General features: G+C 50.1%; 22 protein-coding genes. 10 read left to right on the top strand and 12 right to left on the bottom strand.

Annotation, left to right across the window (positions count from 1 at the left end; all coding sequences use genetic code 11):
• Position 1 precedes the first annotated feature (1 nt).
• From ftsW to SGI98_09250, 12 genes are all read right to left on the bottom strand, one after another.
• Positions 2-1144 carry a putative lipid II flippase FtsW gene (gene ftsW, locus SGI98_09305; protein ID MDZ4743599.1) on the bottom strand — a complete coding sequence of 381 codons (1143 nt, stop codon included), beginning with the start codon at positions 1142-1144 and terminating at the stop codon, positions 2-4.
• Between the two features lie 42 nt (positions 1145-1186).
• Positions 1187-2491, bottom strand: coding sequence for a LysM peptidoglycan-binding domain-containing protein (locus SGI98_09300; protein ID MDZ4743598.1), 1305 nt, complete (start codon positions 2489-2491; stop codon positions 1187-1189).
• On the bottom strand, positions 2488-3867 hold the full coding sequence (gene murD, locus SGI98_09295) for a UDP-N-acetylmuramoyl-L-alanine--D-glutamate ligase (GenBank protein ID MDZ4743597.1): 1380 nt from the start codon (positions 3865-3867) through the stop codon (positions 2488-2490). Before murD ends, SGI98_09300 begins: the two co-directional genes overlap by 4 nt.
• A complete protein-coding gene (gene mraY / locus SGI98_09290) occupies positions 3864-4961 on the bottom strand; it encodes a phospho-N-acetylmuramoyl-pentapeptide-transferase (GenBank protein ID MDZ4743596.1) in 1098 nt (365 codons plus the stop codon). The genes murD and mraY overlap by 4 nt, the downstream gene beginning before the upstream one ends.
• Positions 4962-6350 (bottom strand): UDP-N-acetylmuramoyl-tripeptide--D-alanyl-D-alanine ligase, encoded by a 1389-nt coding sequence (gene murF / locus SGI98_09285; protein ID MDZ4743595.1) that lies wholly within the window; start codon positions 6348-6350, stop codon positions 4962-4964.
• On the bottom strand, positions 6347-7834 hold the full coding sequence (locus tag SGI98_09280; GenBank protein MDZ4743594.1) for a UDP-N-acetylmuramoyl-L-alanyl-D-glutamate--2,6-diaminopimelate ligase: 1488 nt from the start codon (positions 7832-7834) through the stop codon (positions 6347-6349). Before SGI98_09280 ends, murF begins: the two co-directional genes overlap by 4 nt.
• Positions 7834-9654, bottom strand: coding sequence for a penicillin-binding protein 2 (locus SGI98_09275; GenBank protein MDZ4743593.1), 1821 nt, complete (start codon positions 9652-9654; stop codon positions 7834-7836). The genes SGI98_09280 and SGI98_09275 overlap by 1 nt, the downstream gene beginning before the upstream one ends.
• On the bottom strand, positions 9651-10043 hold the full coding sequence (locus SGI98_09270; GenBank protein MDZ4743592.1) for a hypothetical protein: 393 nt from the start codon (positions 10041-10043) through the stop codon (positions 9651-9653). The genes SGI98_09275 and SGI98_09270 overlap by 4 nt, the downstream gene beginning before the upstream one ends.
• A gap of 3 nt (positions 10044-10046) precedes the next feature.
• On the bottom strand, positions 10047-10976 hold the full coding sequence (gene rsmH / locus SGI98_09265) for a 16S rRNA (cytosine(1402)-N(4))-methyltransferase RsmH (protein MDZ4743591.1): 930 nt from the start codon (positions 10974-10976) through the stop codon (positions 10047-10049).
• Positions 10977-10978: 2 nt separating this feature from the next.
• Positions 10979-11191: a hypothetical protein gene (locus SGI98_09260; protein ID MDZ4743590.1), complete on the bottom strand. Its 213-nt coding sequence runs from the start codon at positions 11189-11191 to the stop codon at positions 10979-10981.
• Between the two features lie 18 nt (positions 11192-11209).
• Positions 11210-11686, bottom strand: coding sequence for a hypothetical protein (locus SGI98_09255; GenBank protein ID MDZ4743589.1), 477 nt, complete (start codon positions 11684-11686; stop codon positions 11210-11212).
• A 293-nt stretch (positions 11687-11979) separates the two neighbouring features.
• On the bottom strand, positions 11980-12594 hold the full coding sequence (locus tag SGI98_09250; GenBank protein MDZ4743588.1) for a tRNA (guanosine(46)-N7)-methyltransferase TrmB: 615 nt from the start codon (positions 12592-12594) through the stop codon (positions 11980-11982).
• Positions 12595-12802: 208 nt separating this feature from the next.
• Between SGI98_09250 and SGI98_09245 the strand changes: the two genes are divergently transcribed.
• From SGI98_09245 to SGI98_09200, 10 genes are all read left to right on the top strand, one after another.
• Positions 12803-13687 (top strand): CPBP family intramembrane glutamic endopeptidase, encoded by an 885-nt coding sequence (locus SGI98_09245; protein ID MDZ4743587.1) that lies wholly within the window; start codon positions 12803-12805, stop codon positions 13685-13687.
• A complete protein-coding gene (gene thiL, locus SGI98_09240; GenBank protein MDZ4743586.1) occupies positions 13684-14571 on the top strand; it encodes a thiamine-phosphate kinase in 888 nt (295 codons plus the stop codon). The genes SGI98_09245 and thiL overlap by 4 nt, the downstream gene beginning before the upstream one ends.
• Positions 14543-14980, top strand: a complete 438-nt coding sequence (gene tsaE, locus SGI98_09235; GenBank protein MDZ4743585.1) for a tRNA (adenosine(37)-N6)-threonylcarbamoyltransferase complex ATPase subunit type 1 TsaE — start codon at positions 14543-14545, stop codon at positions 14978-14980. The genes thiL and tsaE overlap by 29 nt, the downstream gene beginning before the upstream one ends.
• A gap of 9 nt (positions 14981-14989) precedes the next feature.
• On the top strand, positions 14990-15694 hold the full coding sequence (tsaB, locus tag SGI98_09230; GenBank protein ID MDZ4743584.1) for a tRNA (adenosine(37)-N6)-threonylcarbamoyltransferase complex dimerization subunit type 1 TsaB: 705 nt from the start codon (positions 14990-14992) through the stop codon (positions 15692-15694).
• Between the two features lie 90 nt (positions 15695-15784).
• Positions 15785-16918, top strand: a complete 1134-nt coding sequence (alr, locus tag SGI98_09225; protein ID MDZ4743583.1) for an alanine racemase — start codon at positions 15785-15787, stop codon at positions 16916-16918.
• Positions 16919-16920: 2 nt separating this feature from the next.
• On the top strand, positions 16921-18294 hold the full coding sequence (locus SGI98_09220; protein ID MDZ4743582.1) for an FAD-linked oxidase C-terminal domain-containing protein: 1374 nt from the start codon (positions 16921-16923) through the stop codon (positions 18292-18294).
• 249 nt (positions 18295-18543) lie between these two features.
• Positions 18544-19695, top strand: coding sequence for an efflux RND transporter periplasmic adaptor subunit (locus tag SGI98_09215; protein MDZ4743581.1), 1152 nt, complete (start codon positions 18544-18546; stop codon positions 19693-19695).
• Between the two features lie 9 nt (positions 19696-19704).
• Positions 19705-22983: a multidrug efflux RND transporter permease subunit gene (locus tag SGI98_09210; GenBank protein MDZ4743580.1), complete on the top strand. Its 3279-nt coding sequence runs from the start codon at positions 19705-19707 to the stop codon at positions 22981-22983.
• 1 nt (position 22984) lies between these two features.
• A complete protein-coding gene (locus tag SGI98_09205; GenBank protein MDZ4743579.1) occupies positions 22985-24898 on the top strand; it encodes an efflux transporter outer membrane subunit in 1914 nt (637 codons plus the stop codon).
• A 239-nt stretch (positions 24899-25137) separates the two neighbouring features.
• Positions 25138-25542 (top strand): hypothetical protein, encoded by a 405-nt coding sequence (locus tag SGI98_09200; protein ID MDZ4743578.1) that lies wholly within the window; start codon positions 25138-25140, stop codon positions 25540-25542.
• Positions 25543-25669 lie beyond the last annotated feature (127 nt).

The raw sequence follows: 25669 nt of genomic DNA, 5'->3' as shown, positions 1-25669 counted from the left end.
CTTAGACCTTCGGTGTGTATTCCGCTATCGCGAAAGGGTCATGTTTTTCGATAAAAACCCCATGCCTATAAATATTGATTAAGATACCGATGCCAATCAGACAGACCAATAAATTAGATCCCCCGTAACTGATAAAAGGCAAGGGCATTCCCTTATTCGGCAAAAGGTTTGTGACAACGGCAATATTAATAACGGCCTGTAGGCAAATCAGAAGGGTAATCCCTGAAGCCAGGTATAGACCGAATTTGTCCTTGGCACAGACGGCGATCATGAATCCACAGACCATGATCAGGATGTAACAAAACACAATCCCGAGCGTCCACCAGAGTCCAAGCTCTTCGCCGATAACAGGGAAAATAAAATCATTATGTGCTTCCGGCAGATACATCATTTTCTGGCGGCTATTACCCAAGCCTAAACCATCAATCCCCCCCGAGCCCAAGGCAATCAGGGCTTGCCAGACTTGATAACCTTTCCCGTCTTTGTCATTTTCTGGATTTAGGAATGAAAGCAGTCGTGCACGCCTTTCGGGGATCGCTAATGCGATCGTCAAAACGATCGAAGGCAGGAGAATAACACTCGGGAGTATATACCTCATTTTCGTCCCCGCTATGAACATCAGTATGATCATGACTAAACCGATTAATGAAGCCGTTCCTAAGTCAGGTTGTAGAAAAATCAGGGCCAGTGGCACAGAAACAATGAGTGCGGGATAGATAAACCCCCAATCCCATTTTGGAACCAATTTATAATTTTTCGCCATCCAAAAACAAAGAAAGATGATGACACCTAACTTTGCGAATTCCGCTGGTTGTAAACGTGTAAATCCAAGATTCAACCAACGCCTGGCTCCTCCGACCTTTATTCCTAAACCCGGTATCAAACATAGAATGAGAGCCAATATCGTCGCCCCTAATATCCACCAAGCATACTTTTCGTAGTTTTGGTAATTTAAGCAAGCCGCCGCAATGCATCCCACCCCACCCAGCAACAGAAAGACAACCTGCCTTTCGATGAAATAGTAGGGGTCCCCACTTTGTTTCATGGCAAATGCACTGGTGCTGAAAAGCATCACTAACCCCAATGTCGTCAGTATCAATACGACGACAACGAGGGTGATGGCACTTTGTTTGGTGGAAAACATTACGGACGGCCTTTAATCAGGAATTTTTAATTTACAACAAGGTTAGTCGAGCTTTTCGCTGTTAGCCATTTGCATCTGGCTCGCAGGCACTGTTGCAGCGGGTGACGAGGCACTTTCCGTATTTTGGACAGGCACCACAGTCTTGACAGCTTCATCAACCTTCGCTGTAGCCATCGCGGCGACACCATTAACAGGGGTTGAGGGAACGGCTGTCGCACCTGCGGGAATGACTGCCGGAGCCACGACTTTAGGGGCTGCTGTCGTACTTTCTTTCGCAGGGATGGATAGTTTTTGCCCGACACTGATTTTTGTCACGTCTTTGATATTGTTAGCAGAAACAAGTTCTTGGACGGGTACATTGTGTTTTTTGGCTATTCCATAAATGCTGTCACCTTTTTGTACGACATAAACATTCATATTTCCTGTTGAAGTGGTCTGTGCCGACACTTTGGCCGTCTGGAGGGCAGGGGCTTTAGTGACTGTCTTTGTTTTACCCGGGATCACAAGCTTTTGACCTACTTTGAGGTTTTCACCGGTCAGCTTATTCGCTGACTTGATTGCATCCACGGAAACATTCTGAAGTTTGGAGATGCGATAGAGTGTATCCCCTTTTTTAACCGTATGACTGACATTTTCCGTGACAATGGTTTCCTTAATCTCTGCACTCTTTTCGATGACCGTGCCGGTCGCAGGATTAGATGCCACCACAGCAACTTGCTCTGTAATAACCTCTGTCATTTTCCCGGGGATTGTCAAAGCTTGCCCAATCTTGAGATTATCGCCCGAAAGTTTATTAGCAGTCTTCAGGCTGGACACGGAGACATTATTTTTCTTGGCGATTTTAATCAGCGTGTCACCTTTTTGAACCTTATAAGTCACAACACTGGTAGCCACATCGACATGTTGAGACTCGGCAATGACTTCAGGCACGGATGCCGTGGGCGTCACAGATTCTACAACTTCAGGGGCCACAGAAGGAACAGGCTGTGCAGTCGCCACAGCCGGAGCTGTTTCTGGAACGACTACCGCTACTGGATGGGTTGCAGTTACAGGAGCTTTGGCCACAGGGGTAGTCTGGGACGGTGGAGTGGACTGCGCCACAGAGGCCGGTTCCGTAATAATCTCCGTCGCATAGGCGTCGGTGGTAGGAATAGCCGTGGAAGCACTGTCCATGTCGGCCACTACTTTATTATTGATGGATGAAGGAGCCGATTCAATGACGTTTTGTGTCGCCATATCCGCAGATACTCCTTTGTTTTTACTCTTGAGGAAGTGGTATCCAAGGATGCCACCGATCACCACAACGTGCAGAGCCAGCACGATGATGAATATCTTACCGAGTTTCATATGATTTTTATCTCCTGATTAACCCCTAAGGGGCTTCTTGTTGTTTTGTTGTTTGCTTCATCATACCCTTGTTGAGGGAGTACGAAATTTTTAAACTGGTTCCCGCGGTCTTCGTAGTTTTTGAATTGATCAAAGCTCGAGCAGGCTGGGGAAAATAGGACCACATCACCTGCACTAGCCATTGCACTGGCTTTTCGTGTGGCGGTGGCCAAGTCGCCACAATCCTCTATCTCCGTCGAGACCATCCAAGAACCGGCTATTTTACCTGCCGTCTCGCCGATTAAAAATGCCTTCTTCACCTTTTGAGCGATCAAAGGAGCGAGTGAATCAAAAGAAAACCCTTTATCTTTACCACCTGCGATCAGGATTACTTTCCCGGACTGTGACAGCAGTGCCTTTCCTAAGGCATCAATATTCGTCGCCTTGGAGTCATTAATAAAACTCACTCCATTAATGACTGCGACAAGCTCACAACGGTGCGGGGCCGGTTGATAGGCGCAAATCGCTTCTGTCACTTTTTCAAAAGGTAAACCCCATTCAGCAGCCACAGCCAGTGTCGCCATAATATTTTCAGCATTGTGGACACCGCGCAAGAGGGATCGGCCCGTATCAAAATAAGGCTCCCCGGATTTAAATATCATCCCCGCATCAAAAGTATAATCGGCATTTTTTTGCGTCGTGCTAAATGTTATTTTGCGGGCGGTGATTTCGTCACAATGAAAGTCAGCATTTACCACGGCACTGTCATCGGCCCTTTGATTCTCAAAAATACGGTTTTTTGCTGCACGATAATCCTCCATGGAATCATAACGGTCAAGGTGGTCTGGTGAAAGATTCAGGTACACACTGGTGACGGGGCGAAACCCTTTGATTTGTTCAAGCTGGAAAGAGCTGACCTCTATGACCATCACATCCAGCGATCCGCTTTCTGCAATCGCTTCGGTGAATGGCAGGCCGATATTCCCGCTAGCCACAGTCTTTTTCCCGGCCGTGCGAAATACGGACTCCAGCAATTCTGTCGTGGTCGTTTTGCCATTGGTCCCTGTGATGGCTATGATCGGGCATTCACAAAATTGCCATGCCAACTCGAGCTCACTCCAGATCGGGATATTTCTTTTTATTAAAGATTGAATCCAGAGTTTACGGGGATCGATTCCTGGACTGACCACAGCCAGATCAAATCGTCCTTCAAAATCGATTGCCCCCCCTGACTGTACCTGGCATCCGGCTCGGACAAGGTCTTGGGCATCACGGATAGTGCCCTCATCCTGAATTGTCACTCTGGCCCCTTTGGACAAAAGGAACCGTGCGGCTGCGCAACCACTACGGCCGGCACCGAGAACAACAATATTATAATTTTTAAGGTCGGGTTTCATCTCAGTTTTAACGTGGCAAATCCCATGAGTGCAAAAATGATCGAAAGAATCCAAAACCGGATTACCACCGTGGATTCATTCCAGCCTTTGAGTTCAAAATGATGATGGATCGGGGACATAGCAAAAATCCGTTTTCCCGTGAGCTTGAAAGAGGCGACTTGGAGGATGACCGAGAGGGCTTCAATTACAAAAATACCCCCGATAATCACCAAGACGAACTCTTGCTTGATGCATATTGCCACGTAACCAAGGAATCCACCGATGGCCAAGGAACCTGTATCCCCCATAAATACCTTTGCCGGATGGCAATTATACCAAAGGAATCCTAACCCCGCACCAACCATGGCCCCACACATGATCGATAACTCCTCCACTCCCCTTACATGAGGAATCAAAAGATAGGTAGCTAACGTCAGTTGCCCTGACAAATAAGCAAATATTGCAAGGGAGCCGGCGACAGTAATCGTGCATCCAATGGCCAACCCATCCAGTCCATCCGTTAAATTTACCGCGTTGGATGAACCAACCATGACCAATGCAAAAAAGCCCAGTGAGAGTATCCCCATATCCATGACAGGGGTTTTGATCATCGGAAGGAAAAGATTACGGATCTTATCCCCGCTATCATTGTTTGTAATCAAAAATATCCCGACGACGACTGCCAGACCAAATTGAACAACTAACTTTTGCCGGGCGGATACACCTTTCGAATTCTTTTTGACCACCTTCATATAATCATCCGCAAACCCCAGTGCGCCCAAAACAATCAAAACGAACAATCCCAACCAAATAAAATGAATATCCAGACGGGCCCAGAGGAGAGTCGAGATAATCACTGATGCTAAGATCAATACTCCTCCCATTGTCGGGGTTCCCATCTTTTTACCATGCAATTCAAAAAGTTTATGCACTTCTTCTTTTGACCGAATCGGCTGACCGATTTTCAGGGCGAGAAGCTGACGGATGACCCATGGCCCCATAAATAAGGAAAGTAAAAGGGCTGTCAGTGCAGACATCAGCATCCGAAATGTCCCATATTGGAAAACATTAAATCCCCCGAAAAAGTCTGCTAGGTTATGCAAATAGTATAACATTTATTGCGCGAGTTGTTGCCATGCGGCCACAACCTCCTCCATTTTGGCACCACGTGAACCCTTTATGAGCACGTGATCCCCCGGTTTACATTGTTGGTTCAATAAAGTGGCAATTTCTAAGGCTTCATTTACTGCACTGACCTGTCCGGGTTTCATCCCCGCCTCACGGGCACCTTGTATAATTTGCGTGGCAAATTCACCCCGGGCAAAAAGACCGTCTAGGCCTAATTCAGCAGCCAAACGTCCGACATTTTTGTGTTCTTCGACGGCCAAGCTACCCAGCTCATACATTGTTCCCACTACGGCAAAACAATTTGTGCCTGCACCAACAGTCTTGAGAGTTTTTAATCCGGCGGCCATTGAGACAGGATTGGCATTGTAGGCGTCATTGATTAGATTTACTCCCTTGATCTGGAGTTGCTGCATTCTCATACCGGGTAACTGCACCTCTGCTAACCCGGCGCAAATCGCTTCCCACGACAATCCACTGATTAGTCCCGCGAGACTTCCTGCCATGGCATTGTAAACCATGTGCTCACCAAAAATCGGACTGAAGGCCGGGTATGATTTACCCTCATGGTGCAGGGTATACCGGATACCGTCTTTTCCTGTACTCATCGCATCCGCCCAGAGCGTCGCGCTCTGGTTATTGATCCCAAAAGTCATGATTTTTGCAGTGACCCCCTTTGAAACGATCGGGCACCATTTGTCATCAAGATTAATAATCGCATGCCCGTCCGCCGGGATACCACGAACCACTGTCGCCTTCTCCTCGGCAATCCCGTTTTCATCTTTAAAATTCTCAATATGGACCGGACTGACATTTGTCACAATCCCGATGATCGGTTGTGCGATTTCCATGAGCGGGGCTAATTCCCCTGCGTGATTCATGCCCATTTCGATGACTCCCATCTGTGTATCCGTATCGAGTTGGAAAATGGTCAGTGGGACACCAATATGATTATTTAAGTTCCCCAGTGTTTTGCGCGTTACAAATCCTTTGGATAATACGGCCGCGGTAAATTCCTTCGTCGATGTCTTCCCATTACTACCTGTCACCGCCACGGTTTTAACAGGCAATTTGCGACGGTATCCCTCAGCAATTTGCTGCAAAGCTATTAATGTATCAGTAACCTCGATTTTAATCGCTCCGGCAGGCACCTCGATACCCCGGGACTCCTCGACCACGACCCCCGCGGCTCCTTGGGCGATGGCTGCTCCGACAAAATCATGGGCATCAAAACGATCCCCCTTGAGCGCCACAAAGAGGCTTTTCTGTCCGACTTTACGGGTGTCTGTGGATACTCCAGTAAAGAACGCGTCCGGATTGGTCCCGGAGATTTTCCCATGACAAAATGATGCTGCTTCAGAAAACTTCACTCCATTCATAAGTCTCCTTTGCTGGCCAAAAGTATAGCAGCCAATTCACGAACCGTCTCACGATCATCGAAAGGGACCACTTCATTAGCGAATTCCTGATATGTCTCGTGCCCCTTGCCTGCGATCAGGACCGTGTCACCATCCTGAGCAATTTGCAGCGCACGATAAATCGCTTCACGACGGTCTTCTAACACTTCAAAATTCTTTTTCCCGTCAAACCCGAGGCAAATTGCGGCAATAATTTCTGACGGATTCTCTTTCCGTGGATTGTCACTGGTCACTACCGTATGGTCGGACCATTCCGCTGCCACTCGACCCATCAAAGCACGTTTTTTGGAATCACGGTCACCGCCACAGCCAAAAACCGTAATGACCCGGCGCGTGGAAGTCTCACGCAAAGTCGAAAGCACATTCTTCAGAGCATCATCCGTGTGCGCATAATCAACAAAAATATCAACCGGCATCCCCGTCACAACAGTCTCAAGGCGTCCGGGCACAAATGGAATATTCGCTAAAGCCTTTACTGCCGCATTAATATCCATTTTGAGTGCCACCGCCGTCCCCAGGGCCGCGAGGCTATTATAAATATTATGTCGGCCGGCCAGTGGCAGGAATACTTCGTATATAGCCCCCGCATAATGGAGTTTATATTTTGTTTCCCGGCTCTTGAGTGTGACAAGTACCGCACGCATATCGGCGGACTCTGCAAAACCGTATGTCAGGACTTTGGCTACAGGATTGACCCGTGAAATTAATTCTGTAGCACGACTGTCATCGAGATTAATCAAGGCGGTTGGCTCTTTTTTACCTTTACCGAGATTCCTGAAAAGTAGGCTCTTGGCATCGAAGTATGCCTCGAAAGTCTGGTGATAATCCAAATGGTCCTGAGTGAGGTTCGAAAAGATCGCCACATCAAAATCAATTCCTTCCACACGTCCCTGATCAAGAGCGTGTGAGGAGACTTCCATCACACAGGCCTTACAACCTGATTCGATCATCCGGGACATCATGGCAAAGACTTCCGTGGATTCAGGGGTCGTACGGGCAGCGGGCATCTCCTTTTCACCGTCATCATATACTACTGTCCCGATCAGACCCGACTTACACCCGGTTCCGGCTAGGAGGTGTTTAATAATAAAAGTGGTGGTGGTTTTGCCGTTTGTCCCGGTAATACCCACGACTTTAAGTTTCCCGTCCGGATATCCGTGGAATACCTGCGCTATTTGCGCCATGGCACGGCGGGCGTGGCTGACTCGGAGATGGGCGGTCGTCGATGAGTCTGGAACGGGAGCCTCTTGGACAATCGCCACGGCTCCTTGGTCTATCGCTTGCTGTGCAAATTGCGCACCATCTAATTTTAACCCTGTAATGGCGATATAAACATTACCGGGAAGCACCTTACGCGAATCATGGGCTATACCACTCACCGGGACGCTCGTGTTTCCGGTCACCTTCTCCACATCAATGTGGGGTATGATCTCCGAGAGTAACATTATAAACTTGATGCCATGTTAAGGTTTTCTGGCGTGGTTTGCGGTGAAGGGCGCAGGGCCATATGCTGGGCGATCCTCTGGGCCATCCGGCTGAATATCGGGGCCGCAGTCTGCCCACCATACGTCACTTTTGATTGGGGTTCGTCGAGGATCACGATGATACTAAACTCAGGATTCTCGGCAGGCATGTACCCCACGAATGAGGCCACGACTTTCCCGCGTTTTCCCTGGAAATATCTTCCTGTCTTAGGATCGATTTTCTGGGCTGTCCCTGTTTTTCCTGCCACAGTGAATCCTTCCACAGCGGCTTTCTGGGCGGTTCCCCCTTTTTCAATAACGGCTTTCAGGGCTTCATTCATGAGTTCCGATGCATACGGGCTAATAACCCTGCGGACGGTCTGGGGATAGTTTTGTTCCATCACCCGACCCTGGCTGTCGGTTGTTTTTGACACAAGCATGGGTTTCATGAGTAATCCCCCGTTAGCGATGACATTCATGGCCATGAGCATCTGTAAAGGAGTGGTGCCGATCTCGTGGCCCATGGGAATACGCGTAATGCTGATTTTCGACCACTTATTTAATGGGTTGAGTATGCCCCGTAATTCTGCGGGGAGAATCACCCCGGTTCTCTCACCAAAACCGAATTTCCTTGTGTAATCATACATCCGGGATTCCCCGAGTTCCAAAGCCACTTTGGCCGTCAGGATGTTACTGGATTTTTGCACACCTTCTTTCACGGTTAATGTGCCATAAGGATCATGATCCTTTAAAGAGTGACCCCCGTAAAAAAAATCACCGTTCTCACAAAAGAATTTTGTATCCAAGGTGACTAGCCCCTCATTGAGCCCGCCGGAAATCGCGACAATCTTGAAGGTCGACCCCGGCTCGATAATATCCGAGATCGCCCGGTTGCGCATGGAGTCAAGATCGGTCTTGGGGAGATTTGGGTTATAAGTCGGACGGCTGGACATCGCCAGTATTTCCCCGGTCCTGGGCCTCGTGACGATCGCCACCGCTCCCACTGGTTGGAGTTCCGCCATGGCTGTGTCCATCTCATCTTCGACAATGTGTTGGATAATGCTATCCACCGTCAAAATAACATTGTACCCGTTACGTGGGGGGACATCCTGGGCACGATAGGGCACAATCTCGCGTCCGGCAGAATCGCGGACTATACGCCGCCATCCATCCTGTCCCCGGAGGACATGCTGGAAACGCTCTTCGATCCCCTGCAAACCGCTTTTTTGGTCAAAATCAACGTAACCGAGTATGTGGCTCGCGAGTGTTTCCTGGGGATAACTCCTCAGGTAATCCTCGTCAAAAAAGATTTGTGGAGCCTTGAGCTCACGGATGTTCTCTACCATCTCCGGGGACACACGCCGGGCGATTTCCACATAACGGGTTTTCCGGTTTAACTTTTCTAAAACCTCCCCCTGAGGTAGTCCTAGGGTTTTTGCCAGTGATAGACCAAATTCCTTCACCAAAGCACCTTCTTTGGGCACAATCACCGAGGGATCTTTTTTAGCTTTGGACCGAATCCTTTTTATCTGGAACTCATAAGCCTCCCTCAACCCCACCGGATCAATGGTGATTTTCTTCAATGGCAGGCTCGTCGCCAGTATCTCCCCATTACAATCATAGATCTCCCCGCGTTGGGCCTCGATCGGGATTTTCCGCATGTGGTTATTGATGGCTAATTCATAATATTTCTCATGATCCCGGACCTGGAGCTGGACAAGACGCGCCGACAAAACGGTAAAGGCGGTCAAGCCAATAAGACTGACCGTCATCGCCCGCGTATAGGCATTCCATTGGATCATTGTCCTTGTATCGCCCCTCTTACCGGCGTTGCTTTTACAGTTCCAGAAGCCACATTCAGGGAAGAAGCGCCCGATGAAGGGGTCTGCTCAAAAACGACGAATTGCGAGTCGTGCGGCTGTACTAGGCCTAATCCCCATTGGATATTTTTGTAGTTTACGATCCGCGGGCTTTTCAGATTCGCCACAGCACCGGCGAGCACCTCGTTTTTCTCACGGGAGACCTGGATTTGCTGTTCCATCTTCCTGAGTTCATTCCCTAAAAATACAAGACGGTTCTTCTGGTGCACGTAGAAGAAAGCCAGTGCCCCCACGATAAAAATAAAAGTTCCTGCCACAATCAGCGTTGTGAGGTTAATGGAATTAGTATTATTGCGGCGGTTCCGTGACATAAATTATATTTTCTCCACGATCCTGAGCTTGGCGCTGCGGGCTCGGGGATTAGCCCTGATCTCGTCATCAGTGGCTTCCACGGGTTTGCGGGTCACGAGACTGAAGAGATGCCGGGGATTCTTACGCGCGGATGCCCACGTCGGATGATCGATCATCTCTTGGCTGCAATCTCGGAAGTAATGCTTCACAATCCTGTCTTCTAATGAATGAAAGGTAATGACGGCGAAACGCCCGCCTTTAGCTAACAATCCCGAAAATCCTTCCAGTCCATTTTGCAGTGCGCCTAACTCGTTATTGACCTCAATGCGTAATGCTTGGAATACTTTTGTGGCCGGGTGGATTTTTCCATGGCGACCACCACAAATTTTTTCAATAAATCCGGCTAGATCAAGGGTGCTGCTAAAAGGCTTATCTTCCCGGCGGCGAACGATTTCCCGCGCGATTTTTCGGGCTTGGTGCTCCTCACCATATTCCCGGAATATCTTTTCAAGCTCGAACTCCGTATAAGTATTAACCACATGGGCAGCAGTCATCCCGCAGGAACGGTTCATCCTCATATCTAATGCCCCATCCCGGTTAAAGGAAAAGCCCCGTTCCCCGGTATCGAGCTGGTGGGATGAAACCCCCAAATCAAGCAAAACGCCGTCGACAGTATCGAGACCCATTTGTCCTAATACCGTTTTTGCATCCTGATAATTTGTTTTTTTAATCATGATCCTGTCTTGAAATTCAATTAATCTGCGGGCGGCCGCCTCCAAAGCGTCATCATCCTGGTCGAGGCCCACCACCCTCACACTGTCATTTGACCTCAAAATAGCTTCACTATGGCCTCCACCACCGAGTGTCCCATCCACAATCACTGTCCCGGGCCGTATCACCAGTGCCTCGACGACCGCCTGTAATAAAACGGGCTGATGATAAAATCCGTCCATCTTCATTCACCTGCATGAGTAGATGCCCGCGGCTGCGCCATAAACCACTGGGATCTTTTCGAATTCTCAATGGTCGCAGTCTGTCCACGATGCTTTTTGCTCCGCATACTGATGTACTGCCAGAATTCCCGGCGGAACTCTGACTGCTCTGAATGGCTGCGGAAACTCCCGCGGCATACATTTGCTTCCGACAAATATTGTCTGGATGTTGACATAAAAAAAATCCTCTAAGTTTAGAGCCCGATCATCTCCATGATCTGCCCCATTGGTAAATCAACCGCTTTTTGCTCTGCCTCGTATTGGGCAGGACTCATGATCTTAAAGCGGTCACCCCCACCCAAAAGTACGACCTGTCCCCCGATTGCTGCTGTCACCAAAAAATCATTTTTCTCATCACGGAATACCGAGAGGCTGATCCGACCATTTTTATCCAGTGATAATTGCTTGGCATTACTCGTAAGCCGTTGCTTGGCCTTTGTAATTTGGCTCGGAGAGAGAGTAGAACCCACACCGAAATTTTGAACCAATGTATTAAAAGTCGTTGCAGGCATTACGGTAAAGGTATTGTCGCGCTCATCAAAGAGGCCGTGAAAGACATCGACTTTTTCTTCCCCCACATCCCTCCAACGGAAGGGCAATGTAATGCGCTTCTTATCATCTAAGGGCAGATGATAAGTATCAGTAAACTTGACTTGATTAAGCGCGCTCATCGGGATAAATATACCTAAATTTACAATTCTTCCCATTTTCTACCACTATGCCCCACCAATAGTCAATATGTTATTTATAGAAATTTTTATGTTAGTTGTTGAAAATTAGGAAGATATAATAAGTTTTATTATGTAAAAATTCACCAGCCACCGTCTGGGAAGAAGGTGGATTGATTTTTCACCGCCTGAGAGTCGGCTGAAGTCGAGCCCCCTAGTTTCTGAAAAATTGCGGTCCCCTGAAAGGCGGTGGTATTAAACCAAAACGAGACATAAATAAAGTAAGTCTTTGCCTGTTAATTATTTATGAGATGATATTGAGAGAAATTTATCTTTACACCACGGTCCCTGTATTCCTTCTCAAAGTCAGTAACCAGGTCACGATACGGATTTTCGGCCCCGGAAGACTCAAAACGCCCGCTTTCCCGGATACACTCCTCTATAATGTGGAAGTATTCCTCATGGTCAGTCCGCACATAGAAGATGCCGTCTGCCTCCAAGAGGTCTGCCACGGTATGAATAAAGCCCACGGTGACCAACCTCCTCTTTTGCTGCTTTTTCTTCGGGAAAGGGTCAGGATGATAAAGATGAACGGCATGAACCGATTTTTTCGGGATCAAGTATTTGACCGTATAACTATTCTCTAGCTTGAGGACCCGGACGTTATCCAGCCCGTTTGCCTTGGTTCGCCTCGCGATTTTTCGGACCCGCCCCAATAATCGTTCGATAGCATAGAAATTAATCCCTGGGAATTTTTTTGCTGCCTGGATAATAAAGCCCCCATCACCCGCCCCGATATCGATTTCCACCGGCCTGGACACAGGAAAAACATCCGTCCATGGCATCGGCCATAAATAATCAGGATGTTGAATCTGGGCGGTTTCAATTTTTTTTCCACTCTCGGAGATCATCCTCCGCACCCTACCAACTCACCCTCCCCCCTGTCAAAGCGCATTCACTCTCCCCGCGAGACAATTTGCACCTCACCACTTAAATCCAAAGGGCCCGATACTCACTCTACTCACCCCTGTTGGCCTGAAAATCCAGGCTCTGCCGCTTTTTGCTGGAAGATTTACCCGATAAGGGGAAGAATGCGGCTGTGAGTCAACCTGTCCTGCCATGAGTGAATTCGATCAAATCTCCAATACCGCCGCTGTAATCATTGGTTGCCAAATAATCCTTTCACTCATTTGCCTTGTTTTTTACGTCCTATATTTGTCGAAGGTTAAACATTACGCCCACTTCCTGGCACCGCGTTTGGCCCCCTCCGGGTGGACTGGTCCGGACATGGGCCTAGTCCTGTCGATTTTTATCTTTGCCATATTGTTGACTCCATTCATCAAATCCGGTTTCACCTCCTTCCCTCAGTTTTCCAAGGATATGGTCATTGTTTATACCGGATTTATTTTTCAGGTGATCCTTTTGGGTGGTCTCTTCCTTCTCATCGGTATCCGGCGAAAAACAGATCATTTACCCTGTCCCTTTAGTTTGGAAGAGCCCCACCACACGCACCACCCCCGATCCCGGGGCAAACGCATCGCCCTGCTTCTTTTTATTGGCATTACCGCGCAATTTGCGTTGTGGCCAGTGATTCTGGTCGCCGGAAAAGCTAATACAGAAATCATGTTCCTCCTGGGCCGCGAGCAAGAAATGCAAACAATGGTCAGAATCCTGCTCCACACCGACTCAGTAACGGTTTTAGGTATACTCTTGGTCATGGCCGTCGTGATGGCCCCTGTGGTCGAAGAGCTTGTCTTCCGCCATTTCCTCTATCGTTTTCTCAAAACTCGTATCTCGTGGAAGGCCGCCATGGTGACCAGTTCCGTAGCCTTCGCCTGTATGCACGATGCCCCATTTTTTAATCTCATCCCCCTGACCTTGCTGGGTTGCGGATTTGTCATGATCTATGAGCACCAACGCACTCTTTGGGCTCCTGTGATTATGCATGCGACATTTAACCTCTCTCAGTGTATCCTGATGTTCGCACTGAAAACCGGCTTATGATCCTTCCCCGGAATGAAAATGAATTAATCAAACTGCTGACAGGTAAATGGCGGTACTCCCCGAAAGTCGTCTGTGGTGTCGGGGATGATTGCGCGGTCATCGCGGGAGCCTCGCCCGGACGCTATATCCTGCTCAAAACCGATGCGATCGTCGAAGGCCGACATTTTACCGCTGAGGCTGCCCCGGCAAAAATCGGGCATAAAGCCATTGCTCGGGTCATCAGTGACTTTGCCGCAATGGGTGGGATCCCGCAATTTGCAGTGGTCACCCTTTTTATCCCACCGAGTTTTAACCTCAAAAGATTAACCGCGATCTATGCAGGGATGGACAAGACCGCCCGCGCGTATGGCATGAATCTCGTCGGGGGCGAGACCACCCGGGCCACTGACTTTGCCTTAAATATCGCCGCCATCGGTGAAGCGGACAAAAGACATCTCACCCTACGCAGCACAGCCAAAACCGGAGACCTGGTTTTTGTGACGGGTTCACTCGGCGGCAGTATCAAAGGTAAACATTTGAGTTTTACCCCCCGTTTAAATGAGGCAAAATGGCTCGTCCGCCATTTTAAGCCGACGGCCATGATGGATCTCAGCGACGGTTTGGGTGAAGACCTCCCGCGCCTCGCCTCGGCCAGCGGACTTTCTTACCAGATTGATCCGGGGAATATTCCGCGCCAGAGGGGTGCCTCTCTAGATGAAGCCCTCTCGGACGGCGAAGATTACGAGCTTCTTTTCACCCTGCCCCCCTCCAAAAGCCAAAACCTTCAAAAGGCTTGGAAAGACATTTATCAAAAACTGAGGTTGACCTGTATCGGCAAAATGGGTTCTAATAAGCAAAGTTCAACCACCCTATCCCATGGCTTCGATCACCTACGATACAAATAGCGCAGAAGAAACCGCCAAACTCGGTGCACAATTTGCTGAGTCATTGCCGGCAAATTCCATCGTCGGCCTCGTCGGGGAGATGGGCAGCGGCAAGACCCATTTTATCAAAGGAGTCGCTAAAGGCCTCGGTTTTGAAGGGGAAGTGACCAGCCCCACCTTTAACCTGGTCCATGAATACGACTCTCCCAATGGTAAAATATACCATATCGACCTCCACCGACTCCAATCCGAAGAGGAGCTCGCCAGCCTCGCCTTAGAAGAGATTTTTGATAAAGCCTTCGTGACCCTGATCGAATGGCCCCAGATCGCCACCAGCCTTTTTAAACGCAAGATGTTCATCATCACCCTCGATAACCAGACCGAAACTCACCGGACAATTCAAATTTTCAAGGGCGTCCTCTCGGATTAATTTCTCCCGATGAAATGCCTCGCCTTGGATCTCTCCACTGCCAAAGCCTCCCTCTGCCTGACAGTAAATAATTCCCTACTCCAGGAGCTTCCCTTTTTATCCGAAAAGAATCATTCATCTGAACTTTTCCCGCTCCTGCAGCAATTTGCGCCGGGATTCCCCAGCATCGATTTCTGGGCGCTGAATCTCGGCCCCGGTTCATTCACGGGTATCCGCGCCTCCATTGCGGCTGTCGGCGGCCTGAATTTCCCCTTCCAAAAACCCGTTTACGGGATAAATGCCCACGACGCAATTTGCGCCGAGATCAATCAATGCCCCCTCCCCGGCACGACCCCCTCCTGCCTTTGTCTGATATCCGACGCGCGCAGGGGCGAGGTCTATGCTTCGATCTATGCATCCCGTGATGGCCGCTGGCTACCATTTAAAGACACCTATATTATCACGATTGAAGGGCTGGCCCCGCAAATCGCCCCGGACAAAACCGTGCTTTTTGCTGGTCCTGATATAGAAAGATTCCGCACTCAAATCACGACCACCTTTGGTATCCGCGCGCAATTTGCACCGGATCCCCTTTTCCCGAAAGCCCGGTTCGTCGCACAGATCGCCGCGCAAATGCATCGGCGAGAAATCCCTGTCTGTACCACGCTGGAACCCGTTTACCTGCGCCCCATTTCCTACGTAAAAGTCGCCGACCTACAAAAGAAGACAATCTAGGTTTTTTTTCTACCGAGTTTCCCGTACACTCTATGAACTGTGTATTGTGGCTTTGCCCGTTATCTGGTTGGATAAACCCCTGATAAAACCATGAGCACGAATCTAGAAAACTTGAGGGCTTGGGCCGAGATCGATCTTGATGCCCTCCGCCATAATGTCATGTATGCGCGCCGTCTGGTCGGGCCTGAGGTTAAAATCCTTTGTTCGGTCAAGGCCGATGCCTACGGACACGGCCTGCCGCAAATCGCTGGGATCCTGATGCAGTCCGGCGTCGATCTTTTCGGTGTGGCGAATATCCCCGAGGCACTCACCATCCGCACCATCGGCAAAGGATGGAGTGTCCTTTTACTCAGTGCGGTCCTTCCCACCGAGATCAAATCAGCCGTGACAAATCGTTTTTCACCCAGTCTTTCTTCATTCGATGAAGCCCGCTCCTTTAATGACGAGGCCCTCCGCCAAGGAATCACCCTGCCGGTGCATGTCGTCGTGGATACAGGCATGAGACGACTGGGCTTCTGGCACGAGACCGCCAGCGAGGATATCCCTCAGCTCACGGAATTCAAAAACCTCGAGCTGCGCGGGCTTTACACCCATTTTGCCAGCGCCGATATCGACCCGGCATTTACCCGCATCCAGCGGCAGCGTTTCCTGAAAGTCCGCAAGACCCTTTTATCCCAAGGCCTGGACTTTCCATTGGTGCATTGCGCTAATAGCGCCGGACTGCTTCGCGGTTCAGACAACCACTTTAATCTCGTCCGGCCCGGGCTCATGATCTACGGGGCGTCCCCGATGAGCAGATTCCGTAAAGAACTCCGCCCGGCCCTTTGTTTAAAAGCCCGGATCACATTCATCAAAGACGTCGCCAAAGGCCAATCCATCAGTTACGGACGCATGTTTACTGCTAAATCAAAAATGCGTGTGGCCACCGTCGCCATCGGTTACGGCGATGGTTACCCGCGCCAAGCATCGGACCGGGCCTGTGTCCTTGTCGGCGGTGTCCTCTGCCGCCAGCTCGGGCGCGTCACCATGGATCAGATCATGGTCGATGTGAGCAAATTGCCCGCCGTAAAAACCGGGGATGAAGTCACCCTGATCGGAAAACAGGGGAACCTCGAAATCACCGCTGATCATCTCGCCAAATGGAGCGACACGATTTCCTACGAGATCTTCACCGGCATTACCAAACGCGTCCCGCGCATCTATCGGGGCACTACCGCATCTTGATTATGGACACACCCTCATTATATCATAAGCTCTCCCGACTCCTACCCAAAGCAACCATCCGCCTCGACACAAAAACCCTCGAGGCCCACGCAGGCGACAAATGGTTCGCACGTCACCTTCCCGAGGCGGTGGCCCTGCCACGTTCCACTAAGGAAGTGTCCATTATCCTGGCTTTCGCCCAGAAAAATAATATTCCCGTGACCACTCGCGGGGCCGGGTACGGATACGTCGGTGGGTGTGTCCCGGCAAAGGGTGGCATCTCTCTGTCCACAGCGCGGATGAATGAAATCCTCGACATGAACCCACGCGACGGGGTCGCTGTCGTCCAACCGGGTGTGATTACAAAATCAATCGATGATGCCGCGGCGGCGGTAGGCTGGTATTACCCGCCGGATCCGGCCAGTTATGCAGACAGCTCCATCGGGGGGAATATCGCTACAAATGCCGGGGGACCCCACTGTCTCAAATACGGCGTCACCAAACATTACGTCCTCGGCATGGAGATAGTCCTCGCTGACGGCACCATCGTCAGGACAGGTGGGCGCTGCCATAAAAATAAATCGGGATTTAGTCTGACTGAACTTTTCGTCGGATCAGAAGGTCTCCTCGGGGTCATCACCGAAGCCACCATCCGCCTCATTCCCCGACCACAAACCCGCGGAGCCTTAGCCGTATCCTTTAAAACCATGTCTGCCGCCGCAAATTGCGTGGATGCGATCCTGAACGGCGGGCACCTGCCCTCCGCCCTCGAGCTGGCCGATGAATGGACCCTGCGTGCCGCGAGGAAATACCTCGGTTCAGATAAAATCCCCAAGGGCCATGCTTTCCTCTTGGTGGAAATCGACGGGCGCCACTCCGCTGTAAAAAGCGAATTACCCGAGCTACAAAGTTTGATCCAGAAAAACGGGGGGTTCGACATCCGCTCCGCTATCGGTGAGGCAAATTGCGACAATATCTGGAATCTCCGCCGCCAATTCTCTCAAAGTCTAAAAGCCACGGGCCTACATAAACTCAATGAAGATATCGTCGTGCCGCGCAGTAAATTGGTCGAACTCTTCAAGTTCACGAGCAAATTGCAAAAGGATAACGGCATTCCTGTGGCCTGCTTCGGCCACGCCGGTGACGGCAATATCCATGTCAATATCATGATCGACGACAAAAGCCGGATCGAACGCAAGAAATCGGATCAAATGCTCGATCTGCTCTTCACGCAAATTATCCACTGGGGAGGTGCCATCACTGGCGAACACGGCATCGGTCTAGCGAAAAAACCCTGGTGGCCCATTGCTGCTAATCCCTCCCTGCGCAAATTGCACAAACAGGTCAAATCCGCTCTCGACCCCAAAGATATTCTGAATCCAGGCAAGTTTATTTAAGTGATAACAAGCATTCCTCTTGATATTCTCTCATTCGTAACACTGGCCCAAACAGTTTTCCGTTATACATCTAATAATTTTGCGTAAATTATTTTATAAATACTTCTTCTTTATTGTTATATATCTCGGATTATAAACTCATCAAAAATCGTTTTTACCCTTTAAAATCAGGCATGTTTTACTCTTTTTTATAAAAAAACTCTTTTTTGGATTTACACATCTAATAAACCACTTAATAAATGAAGTTCTATGTCACTCAGGCCATCCTTCCCACTCACGCATGCCGCACTCTGCGCCTGCCTCCTTGTATTCGCCGGATGTGATAAAAAGCCAGCTGCCCCCGAGCGTCCCACTCCCACCGTCAGTGTGATCAAAGTCGTACCTAAATCCATTCCGATCACTGAGTCATTCATCGGCCAAGCTGATGCCACTAAAAATATTGAAATCCTCCCGCGTGTGTCCGGGATCATTACCAAACGTTTCTACATAGAAGGTACATTTGTTAAAAAGGGTGATAAACTTTATCTGATCGATCCGGCTCCGTTCGAAGCGGCTGTGCGCGATTCCCAAGCAAAAGTCGAGCAGGCCGCCGCCCGTTATGAACTGGCCAAAAAAACTTATGCCCGTTATGAGCCTCTTGTAGCGACCAAAGCCGTGGCCGCCAAAGACCTCGATGATGTCACCGCACAAGTGGAGTCCACAAAAGCTGACCTCGAGGCCTCTGTCGCTGCGCTGGATAACGCCAAAATCAATCTCGGATACTCCCTCATCGTCGCCCCCTTGGATGGGCGCATCGGAAAAACCATGGTGAATGAAGGGAGTAATGTCACTGCTCAAAATACCAAGCTCACCGACCTCCAAATCCTCGATCCTATCTATATCTACTACCGTGTACCTGAAAGTGCCCTGCTTCAATACCGTAAACTCACCGAATCTGGCAAACTCACCGACATGCCCTTTGACCAATTTACGATCAAAGCAAATTTCACAGACGGTACGGAATATCCTGAAACGGGGAAAATCGACTTTACCGCGACGCAACTCGACACTCAAACGGACTCCTATCCACTGCGTGCGATTTTTCCAAATCCCTCATTTTTGATTATTCCCGGCCAATACTTGCAGGTGACCATGGTCGGCGCCACCCGGAATGACTCGATTGTCATCCCACAAAAAGCGGTTCTCCAAGAGCCTCAAGGGGCATTTGTTTATATCGTAAATAGTGAATCAAAAATCGAGGCCCGCACACTCAAGCTCTTGCGTTATGTCGGCAATGACTGGTTAATCGAGGGTGGACTCGATGGAGGCGAAACCCTTGTTGTTGACGGGATTCAAAAAGTGCGTCCGGGGGCAATAGTAAAAACAGTACCTTATCAGGCCCCGACGGAGACCAAGAAATAATAGATCCCTATGGGCCCACGTTTTTTCATCGATCGACCGATTTTCGCATCTGTCATTTCCATCGTGATCGTACTGGTGGGACTGCTTGCTGCGACAAACTTGCCCGTCGAGCAATACCCAAATATCGTCCCGTCGTCGGTCCAGCTCGTGGCGATGTATCCCGGGGCCGATGCTGAAACTGTAGCCCTCGCCGTCGCTTCCCCCATCGAAAACCAAGTCAGCGGCATTCAAAACCTCATTTACTTTAATTCCTTTAATACCAGTGACGGACAGATGATCCTGAATGCCTTTTTTAATATCGGGGCCGACCAGGACATCGCCGCCGTCGATCTACAGAACCGCTTGTCCATCGCCCAGCCCCAGCTACCAGAAAGCGTCGTCAAACAAGGTATCCAGATCAACAAACAGTCCACGGCGATGCTGGCTGTCGTCGCCATCACCTCCGACGACCCCCGTTACGACCAGATTTTCCTAGCGAACTACGCTATCCAACAGATCGTTAACCCCATCAAACGTGTCAAAGGTGTCGGTAACGCCATGGTTTACGGGACATTTAACTACGCCATGCGCCTGATCCTCGACCCGCTCAAGATGGCCAAACTCAAAATCACCGTCAGTGACATCGCCAATATCATTCAAGAGCAAAACTCGGAATATCCCGGCGGCCAAGTCGGTGCGCAACCCGCACCTGACAGCACACAGATGACGATGAATGTCATCACCCAAGGCCGCTATAACAAAATTACCGAATTTGAAAACGTCATAGTCCGCGCTAATCCCGACGGCTCGAATGTCCTACTCAAAGACATCGCCACTATCGAGATGGGCGCCCAGTCCTACACAATGTCCGGGCGCATGAATAGCAAACCCATCGCCCTGATCCCCGTCTATCTCGAGCCGGGGGCAAATGCCTTGTCCACCATTAAAAACCTGCGATCCCTCATGGACAATTTGCAACTGGCCTTCCCCCACGGCGTCAAATACCAAGTCCCCTACGACACCACCGTTTTCGTCGATCTTTCTATCGAAGAAGTCATCCACACCTTGGTGGAAGCGATGATCCTGGTCTTTATCGTGGTTTTTGTCTTCCTGCAGAATTGGCGTGCCACCTTGATCCCCTGTATCGCCGTCCCTGTCTCCTTGATCGGGACCATGGCTGGGTTGGCCATTTTAGGCTTCTCGATCAATCTCCTCACCCTTTTTGCGTTGGTACTGGCCATCGGTATCGTCGTCGATGATGCCATTGTCGTCGTGGAAAATGTCGAGCGCATCATGGACCTCGAGCATCTCTCCGCGAAAGAAGCCGCTAAAAAGGCCATGGACGAAGTTTCCGGCGCATTGGTGGCCATTGTCCTCGTGCTTTGTTCGGTCTTTATCCCCGTGGCATTCATGGGCGGACTCACCGGGGAAATGTACCAGCAATTTGCTCTCACCATCGCTATCGCTGTCGTCCTCTCAGGGATAGTCGCCCTGACCTTCACCCCCGCCCTTTGCGCCATCCTCCTCAAACCCCGCGAACATGAGTCTAAAAAAGGTTTCTTTGGTGTCTTTAACCGTGTTTTTGATTCCATAACAAACGTCTATACCGCCGGGGTCGGTGTGGTCCTGCGCTTCTGGTATATCGCCGTCATTGTATTCCTCTGCGTGGTTGTCTCCGCCGTATTCCTGGCCCGGAAAGTCCCTACCGCATTCATCCCCGAGGAAGACCAGGGATACTTCGTCTCTGTCGTGCAGCTACCGGACGGCTCCTCCATGCAAAGAACCATGGAAACCGTCAAAAAAATCGAGACTCTCTTTGAAAAAACCCCGGGAATCAAATATGTCCTGACCTTTACCGGGCAGAATTTTGCTTTCAGTTCGCGCGGCCAAAACCAAGCGACCTTCTATGTGATCCTCGATGACTTCAAAAAACGCAATCTTAAGACAGAAAATGTCTGGGCAATCCTGAAAAAAACATCCATGGAGCTCGCCCAGATCCCCGAGGCTCTCGCCTTTTCCTTTAATGCCCCCGCGATCCAAGGCCTCTCCAGTGTCGGCGGATTTTCTTTCCAGCTCCAAAATACCGCTAATCTCCCCTACAAAGATTTTGTCGGTAAATCCAAGGATTTCGTCGCCAAGGCTAATGAAATGCCCGAAATCGCCGGGGCAAATACCATGGTTAATATTAATGTCCCCCAAGTCTATCTCGACGTGGACCGCGACAAGGCAAAATCCCTCGGGCTGAATATCCTGAATGTCTTTAATACCCTCCAGACCTACTTTGGCTCTTATTACATTAACGACTTTTTTATGTCCGGCCAAGTCTACCAAGTCCTCGCCCAAGGGAGCATGGACTACCGTATGAAACCCGATGATATTAATAATATTTATGTGCGTTCAGACATATCCGGCCAAATGATGCCGGTTAATACCGTGGCTTCCTACAAAATCGTCAGCGGGCCGGATACGGTCTTTAATTTCAACGGATTTAATACCGCACAGGTGACCGGTTCACCACGCGAAGGTTACAGCTCCGGCCAAGCGATGAATGCCCTGGAAGACCTCGCTAAAAAGGAACTCATTCCTGAAGGACTTAACTACGCTTGGAGTAATACTTCTTACCAAGAAAAGGAAGCCAGTGGAAAAGCCGGATTGATTATGGCCTTTGGTATGGTCATGGTTTTCTTGGTCTTGGCCGCCCAATATGAAAGCTGGGCGATTCCTTTTGCCGTGCTCTTGGCTGTGCCACTCGGGATTTTTGGTGCCTTCTTGGCTGTATTCATCCGCGGTGTGGATAATGATATTTATTTCGGCATCGGGATGCTCACCCTCGTGGGACTAGCGGCCAAAAACGCCATTTTAATTGTCGAATTCGCTAACCAACTCGTGCATGAAGGTAAATCTATCCATGAAGCAGCCATCCAAGCCGCCCGTTTGCGTTTCCGCCCGATCCTCATGACCTCATTCGCCTTCATCCTCGGTATTGTCCCCCTGATGACGGCAAGCGGAGCCGGTGCAAATAGCCGTCATGCCATCGGAACAGGTGTTTTCGGTGGAATGTTGGCAGCGACCCTAATGGCCGTCTTTTTTGTTCCGTTATTCTTTTTCCTTATCTATAGCGTGACCCACCAGAATAAACAAAAGGACGGGGGGCATAGGGCCACGGCGGAACCTTCCCCCACACCCGCAGATGGAGCTTTGACCGAGGTGACTCCCACGCATGATCCCATCGATACTCCCGTGACACATGATGACATGATGGCCGAAGACCCCGAGCCCCGGCCCGAACATGAAGAACCAAAACCCTGACATGAAGCTTAACAAAAAGTTTAATCCATTTTTAAAGCTCGCACTAGCAGCCCTCCTGCCACTGGCTACCTCGTCGTGTACTGTCGGGCCTGACTATAAACGCCCTGATACCGGCACCCCCGACACGTGGCGTTTCAGCGGGACAAAAGTTTCCGAGGAAAATATCGCTAATAAAGATTGGTGGACCCTTTTTAATGACCCGGAACTGACCAAACTCATCGACGTCGCACTCAAACAAAATAAAGACCTGAAAATCGCTACTGCCCGTGTCGAGCAAGCTCGGGCAAATCTCGCTAATTCCAAGGCTAACCAACTCCCCCAGGTTAATGCCGTGGGCAGTTACGGTGGGGCTGACCAGCTAAATGCCATCGGTAATAATGGTTCCGGCGGAGTCCCGTTTTCTTACGGGTTTTATAAGTCTTATTCTGCCGGGGGCCAGATCTCTTGGGAAATCGATATTTTCGGCAAATTGCGCCGGGCTACTCAGGTATCGCGTGAACAATATTTTGCTCAGGAAGACTTTAAACGGGCGGTGATCATCTCCCTGGTTTCCGAGGTCGCTATCAGCTATTTTACTCTGCGCGATCTGGATAACCAATACCGGATCGCCAAAGAAACTGTCGTCTCCCGTTCCGAAGCCTATCGGATCGCCAAAGCCCGCGGTGACCTCGGCGTCGTCTCGGATCTGGATGTCAAACGCTTCGAAGCCGAGCTCCAGGCTGTCATCAGCCAAGCCACAGCCCTGCAACGCGAGGTCGGTCAACAGGAGAATAATCTCCAGATCCTCCTCGGACAATACCCCGGCAAAATACCCCGTGGCCTGCCTATCGACCAGCAAAAACTCCCGGCCCAAGTGCCTGCCGGACTCCCGAGCAAACTCCTCGACCGTCGTCCGGACATCATGCTCGCCGAGCATGAACTCGCAGCCGCCACTGCTTTTATCGGATTTAATGTGGCTAACCGTTTTCCCCAATTTGACCTGACCAGCCTCCTCGGCATCGCCAGCCCGGATATTACCCGCGCCCTTTCCGTCGGTCTGGGCATGAGTGTGCAAGTCTTAGACTTTGGCCGTAATAAAGCCCAGGTCGAGGCCGCCCGCGCCCAAGCGGATGCCGCCCTATACCAATATGAAAAAGTCATCCTAAATGCCTTTAATGAAACCAGCAATTTGCTCTTGGCCGTGAGCACGTACCGCAGACAAGTCGAGGCCGTCCAGATCCAGGTCGCCGCCCTCGCCCGGGCTTACCAAGTCGCTTCCCTCCAGTATGACCAGGGCATCGTCAGTTACCTCGACGTCATCGACGCGGAAAATGCCCTCTTTAATGCCCAGCTCCAGCTCTCCCAGCTCCGCTCCCAGTATCTGGGCTCTGTCATTTCCCTCTACAAAGCCCTCGGTGGTGGGTGGAATCCCTCTAACCCCAACCAAGTCCCTTTTTCCCCTGCTTCACAACCCATGAATCCTGTGCCCCCCGCACAAATCGGTAACGCCTCTCAAAAACCTGCCCAGCATAAAACCGGTTCCCCCACAGCAAAAAATGCAGGAGCTAATAAAAATGACAAGCCCACTCCCCCTGCCATTCCCGTAACTAAAAATACCCAGAAAACCGAACAAAAAGTGAAAGCTTCGGAGAAACCAACAGAAACAAAAACTGCCCCCACTCCCGCCCCTGCCAAAAAACAACCCGCTAAAGCTTCAACATCCAAGTCGAATTCAACAACAAACTCCTCCTCATCCACCAAATCTCAAAACCCGCCCGTAAACAAAAAAACTCCGGCTGACGACCAGAATAAAACCCCTTCCACACCAGCCAAAAAACCAACTCCTGACACCCAAGACAAACCCCAAATCTCTACCCAACCCGATTCCGCTAACACCACCAACACCGCCCCCACCAAAAACGGCGCAGCCCAGTAGTCTCTTCAAGGCAATTTGAGTGTGTGCCCGACCCGCCTGACTCCGGTATCCAGCAGTGGTTGGAGAATGAAATGCTCAGCTGAAAATTAAGCCATCCATCCCTACCATTGGCTTATTTTAAAACTCCGAGCAATTTACGTTCCTTCGCGGACTTTTTACCGTGAAACTTTTCTTTACCTCAGAGGGCTCTTTGCGGCACAATCCACGTCAATGCATTTTCAGGATAAATACCCATTGAGATGAACCGGGCCGCGACATACGGGGCCAGCCCTTGGCCGGACGAGCAGGCCGCACCTTTTACGGCAGGAAGTTTCTGCTCAAAAGCGGGGTTGATTGTGATGGTCATTTATGCCGCGTGCTGCGGGATGTTTTTTGACCGTACGATCAATGACGTGAATCAATACACGCAAATTGCTTCACCCACCGCGCAAATTGCCCCCACGTACGATGCGGATGGGAATACTTTGCTGGGGAGCACACCCGTCCCGGGTGTTTCCGGTGGCGTCTCGCCAACAGTTTCTTATAGCTACGACAAGGAAAACCTGCTCAAGACCGCCACCGTGGGAAATACCAAAGAGGAATCCCTCTACGACGGCTTGTCCCGGCGCAGGAACTCGACAGCGTGGGCTCGCCGATGGCATTGAAGCAATTTGCTGCATTACCTGCCGCAAAGGGGGCAGTTCCTCGGTTTAGTGGCACTGCGAAGCCTTGGACTCAGGGGGCAACTCCTAACTCGGTCTACACTCACATTGATCCCAAGACAGGGAAAGC

Source organism: Verrucomicrobiota bacterium, assembly GCA_034440155.1.
Taxonomy (GTDB): Bacteria; Verrucomicrobiota; Verrucomicrobiia; order JAWXBN01; family JAWXBN01; genus JAWXBN01.
The sequence above is the reverse complement of the archived record's forward strand: the minus strand, read 5'-3'. Positions and strand labels throughout refer to the sequence as shown.

Excerpts from the sequence above, each read along its gene's own strand:
- SGI98_09260 (MDZ4743590.1), bottom strand. The coding sequence starts at position 11,191 with ATGTCAACATCCAGACAATATTTGTCGGAAGCAAATGTATGCCGCGGG.
- SGI98_09300 (MDZ4743598.1), bottom strand. The coding sequence starts at position 2,491 with ATGAAACTCGGTAAGATATTCATCATCGTGCTGGCTCTGCACGTTGTG.
- SGI98_09275 (MDZ4743593.1), bottom strand. The coding sequence starts at position 9,654 with ATGATCCAATGGAATGCCTATACGCGGGCGATGACGGTCAGTCTTATT.
- SGI98_09280 (MDZ4743594.1), bottom strand. The coding sequence starts at position 7,834 with ATGTTACTCTCGGAGATCATACCCCACATTGATGTGGAGAAGGTGACC.
- murF (MDZ4743595.1), bottom strand. The coding sequence starts at position 6,350 with ATGAATGGAGTGAAGTTTTCTGAAGCAGCATCATTTTGTCATGGGAAA.
- SGI98_09220 (MDZ4743582.1), top strand. The coding sequence starts at position 16,921 with ATGGACACACCCTCATTATATCATAAGCTCTCCCGACTCCTACCCAAA.
- alr (MDZ4743583.1), top strand. The coding sequence starts at position 15,785 with ATGAGCACGAATCTAGAAAACTTGAGGGCTTGGGCCGAGATCGATCTT.
- murD (MDZ4743597.1), bottom strand. The coding sequence starts at position 3,867 with ATGAAACCCGACCTTAAAAATTATAATATTGTTGTTCTCGGTGCCGGC.
- mraY (MDZ4743596.1), bottom strand. The coding sequence starts at position 4,961 with ATGTTATACTATTTGCATAACCTAGCAGACTTTTTCGGGGGATTTAAT.
- ftsW (MDZ4743599.1), bottom strand. The coding sequence starts at position 1,144 with ATGTTTTCCACCAAACAAAGTGCCATCACCCTCGTTGTCGTCGTATTG.
- SGI98_09270 (MDZ4743592.1), bottom strand. The coding sequence starts at position 10,043 with ATGTCACGGAACCGCCGCAATAATACTAATTCCATTAACCTCACAACG.
- tsaE (MDZ4743585.1), top strand. The coding sequence starts at position 14,543 with ATGGCTTCGATCACCTACGATACAAATAGCGCAGAAGAAACCGCCAAA.
- SGI98_09205 (MDZ4743579.1), top strand. The coding sequence starts at position 22,985 with ATGAAGCTTAACAAAAAGTTTAATCCATTTTTAAAGCTCGCACTAGCA.
- SGI98_09245 (MDZ4743587.1), top strand. The coding sequence starts at position 12,803 with ATGAGTGAATTCGATCAAATCTCCAATACCGCCGCTGTAATCATTGGT.
- SGI98_09250 (MDZ4743588.1), bottom strand. The coding sequence starts at position 12,594 with ATGATCTCCGAGAGTGGAAAAAAAATTGAAACCGCCCAGATTCAACAT.
- SGI98_09255 (MDZ4743589.1), bottom strand. The coding sequence starts at position 11,686 with ATGAGCGCGCTTAATCAAGTCAAGTTTACTGATACTTATCATCTGCCC.
- tsaB (MDZ4743584.1), top strand. The coding sequence starts at position 14,990 with ATGAAATGCCTCGCCTTGGATCTCTCCACTGCCAAAGCCTCCCTCTGC.
- rsmH (MDZ4743591.1), bottom strand. The coding sequence starts at position 10,976 with ATGGACGGATTTTATCATCAGCCCGTTTTATTACAGGCGGTCGTCGAG.
- SGI98_09200 (MDZ4743578.1), top strand. The coding sequence starts at position 25,138 with ATGAACCGGGCCGCGACATACGGGGCCAGCCCTTGGCCGGACGAGCAG.
- SGI98_09215 (MDZ4743581.1), top strand. The coding sequence starts at position 18,544 with ATGTCACTCAGGCCATCCTTCCCACTCACGCATGCCGCACTCTGCGCC.
- thiL (MDZ4743586.1), top strand. The coding sequence starts at position 13,684 with ATGATCCTTCCCCGGAATGAAAATGAATTAATCAAACTGCTGACAGGT.
- SGI98_09210 (MDZ4743580.1), top strand. The coding sequence starts at position 19,705 with ATGGGCCCACGTTTTTTCATCGATCGACCGATTTTCGCATCTGTCATT.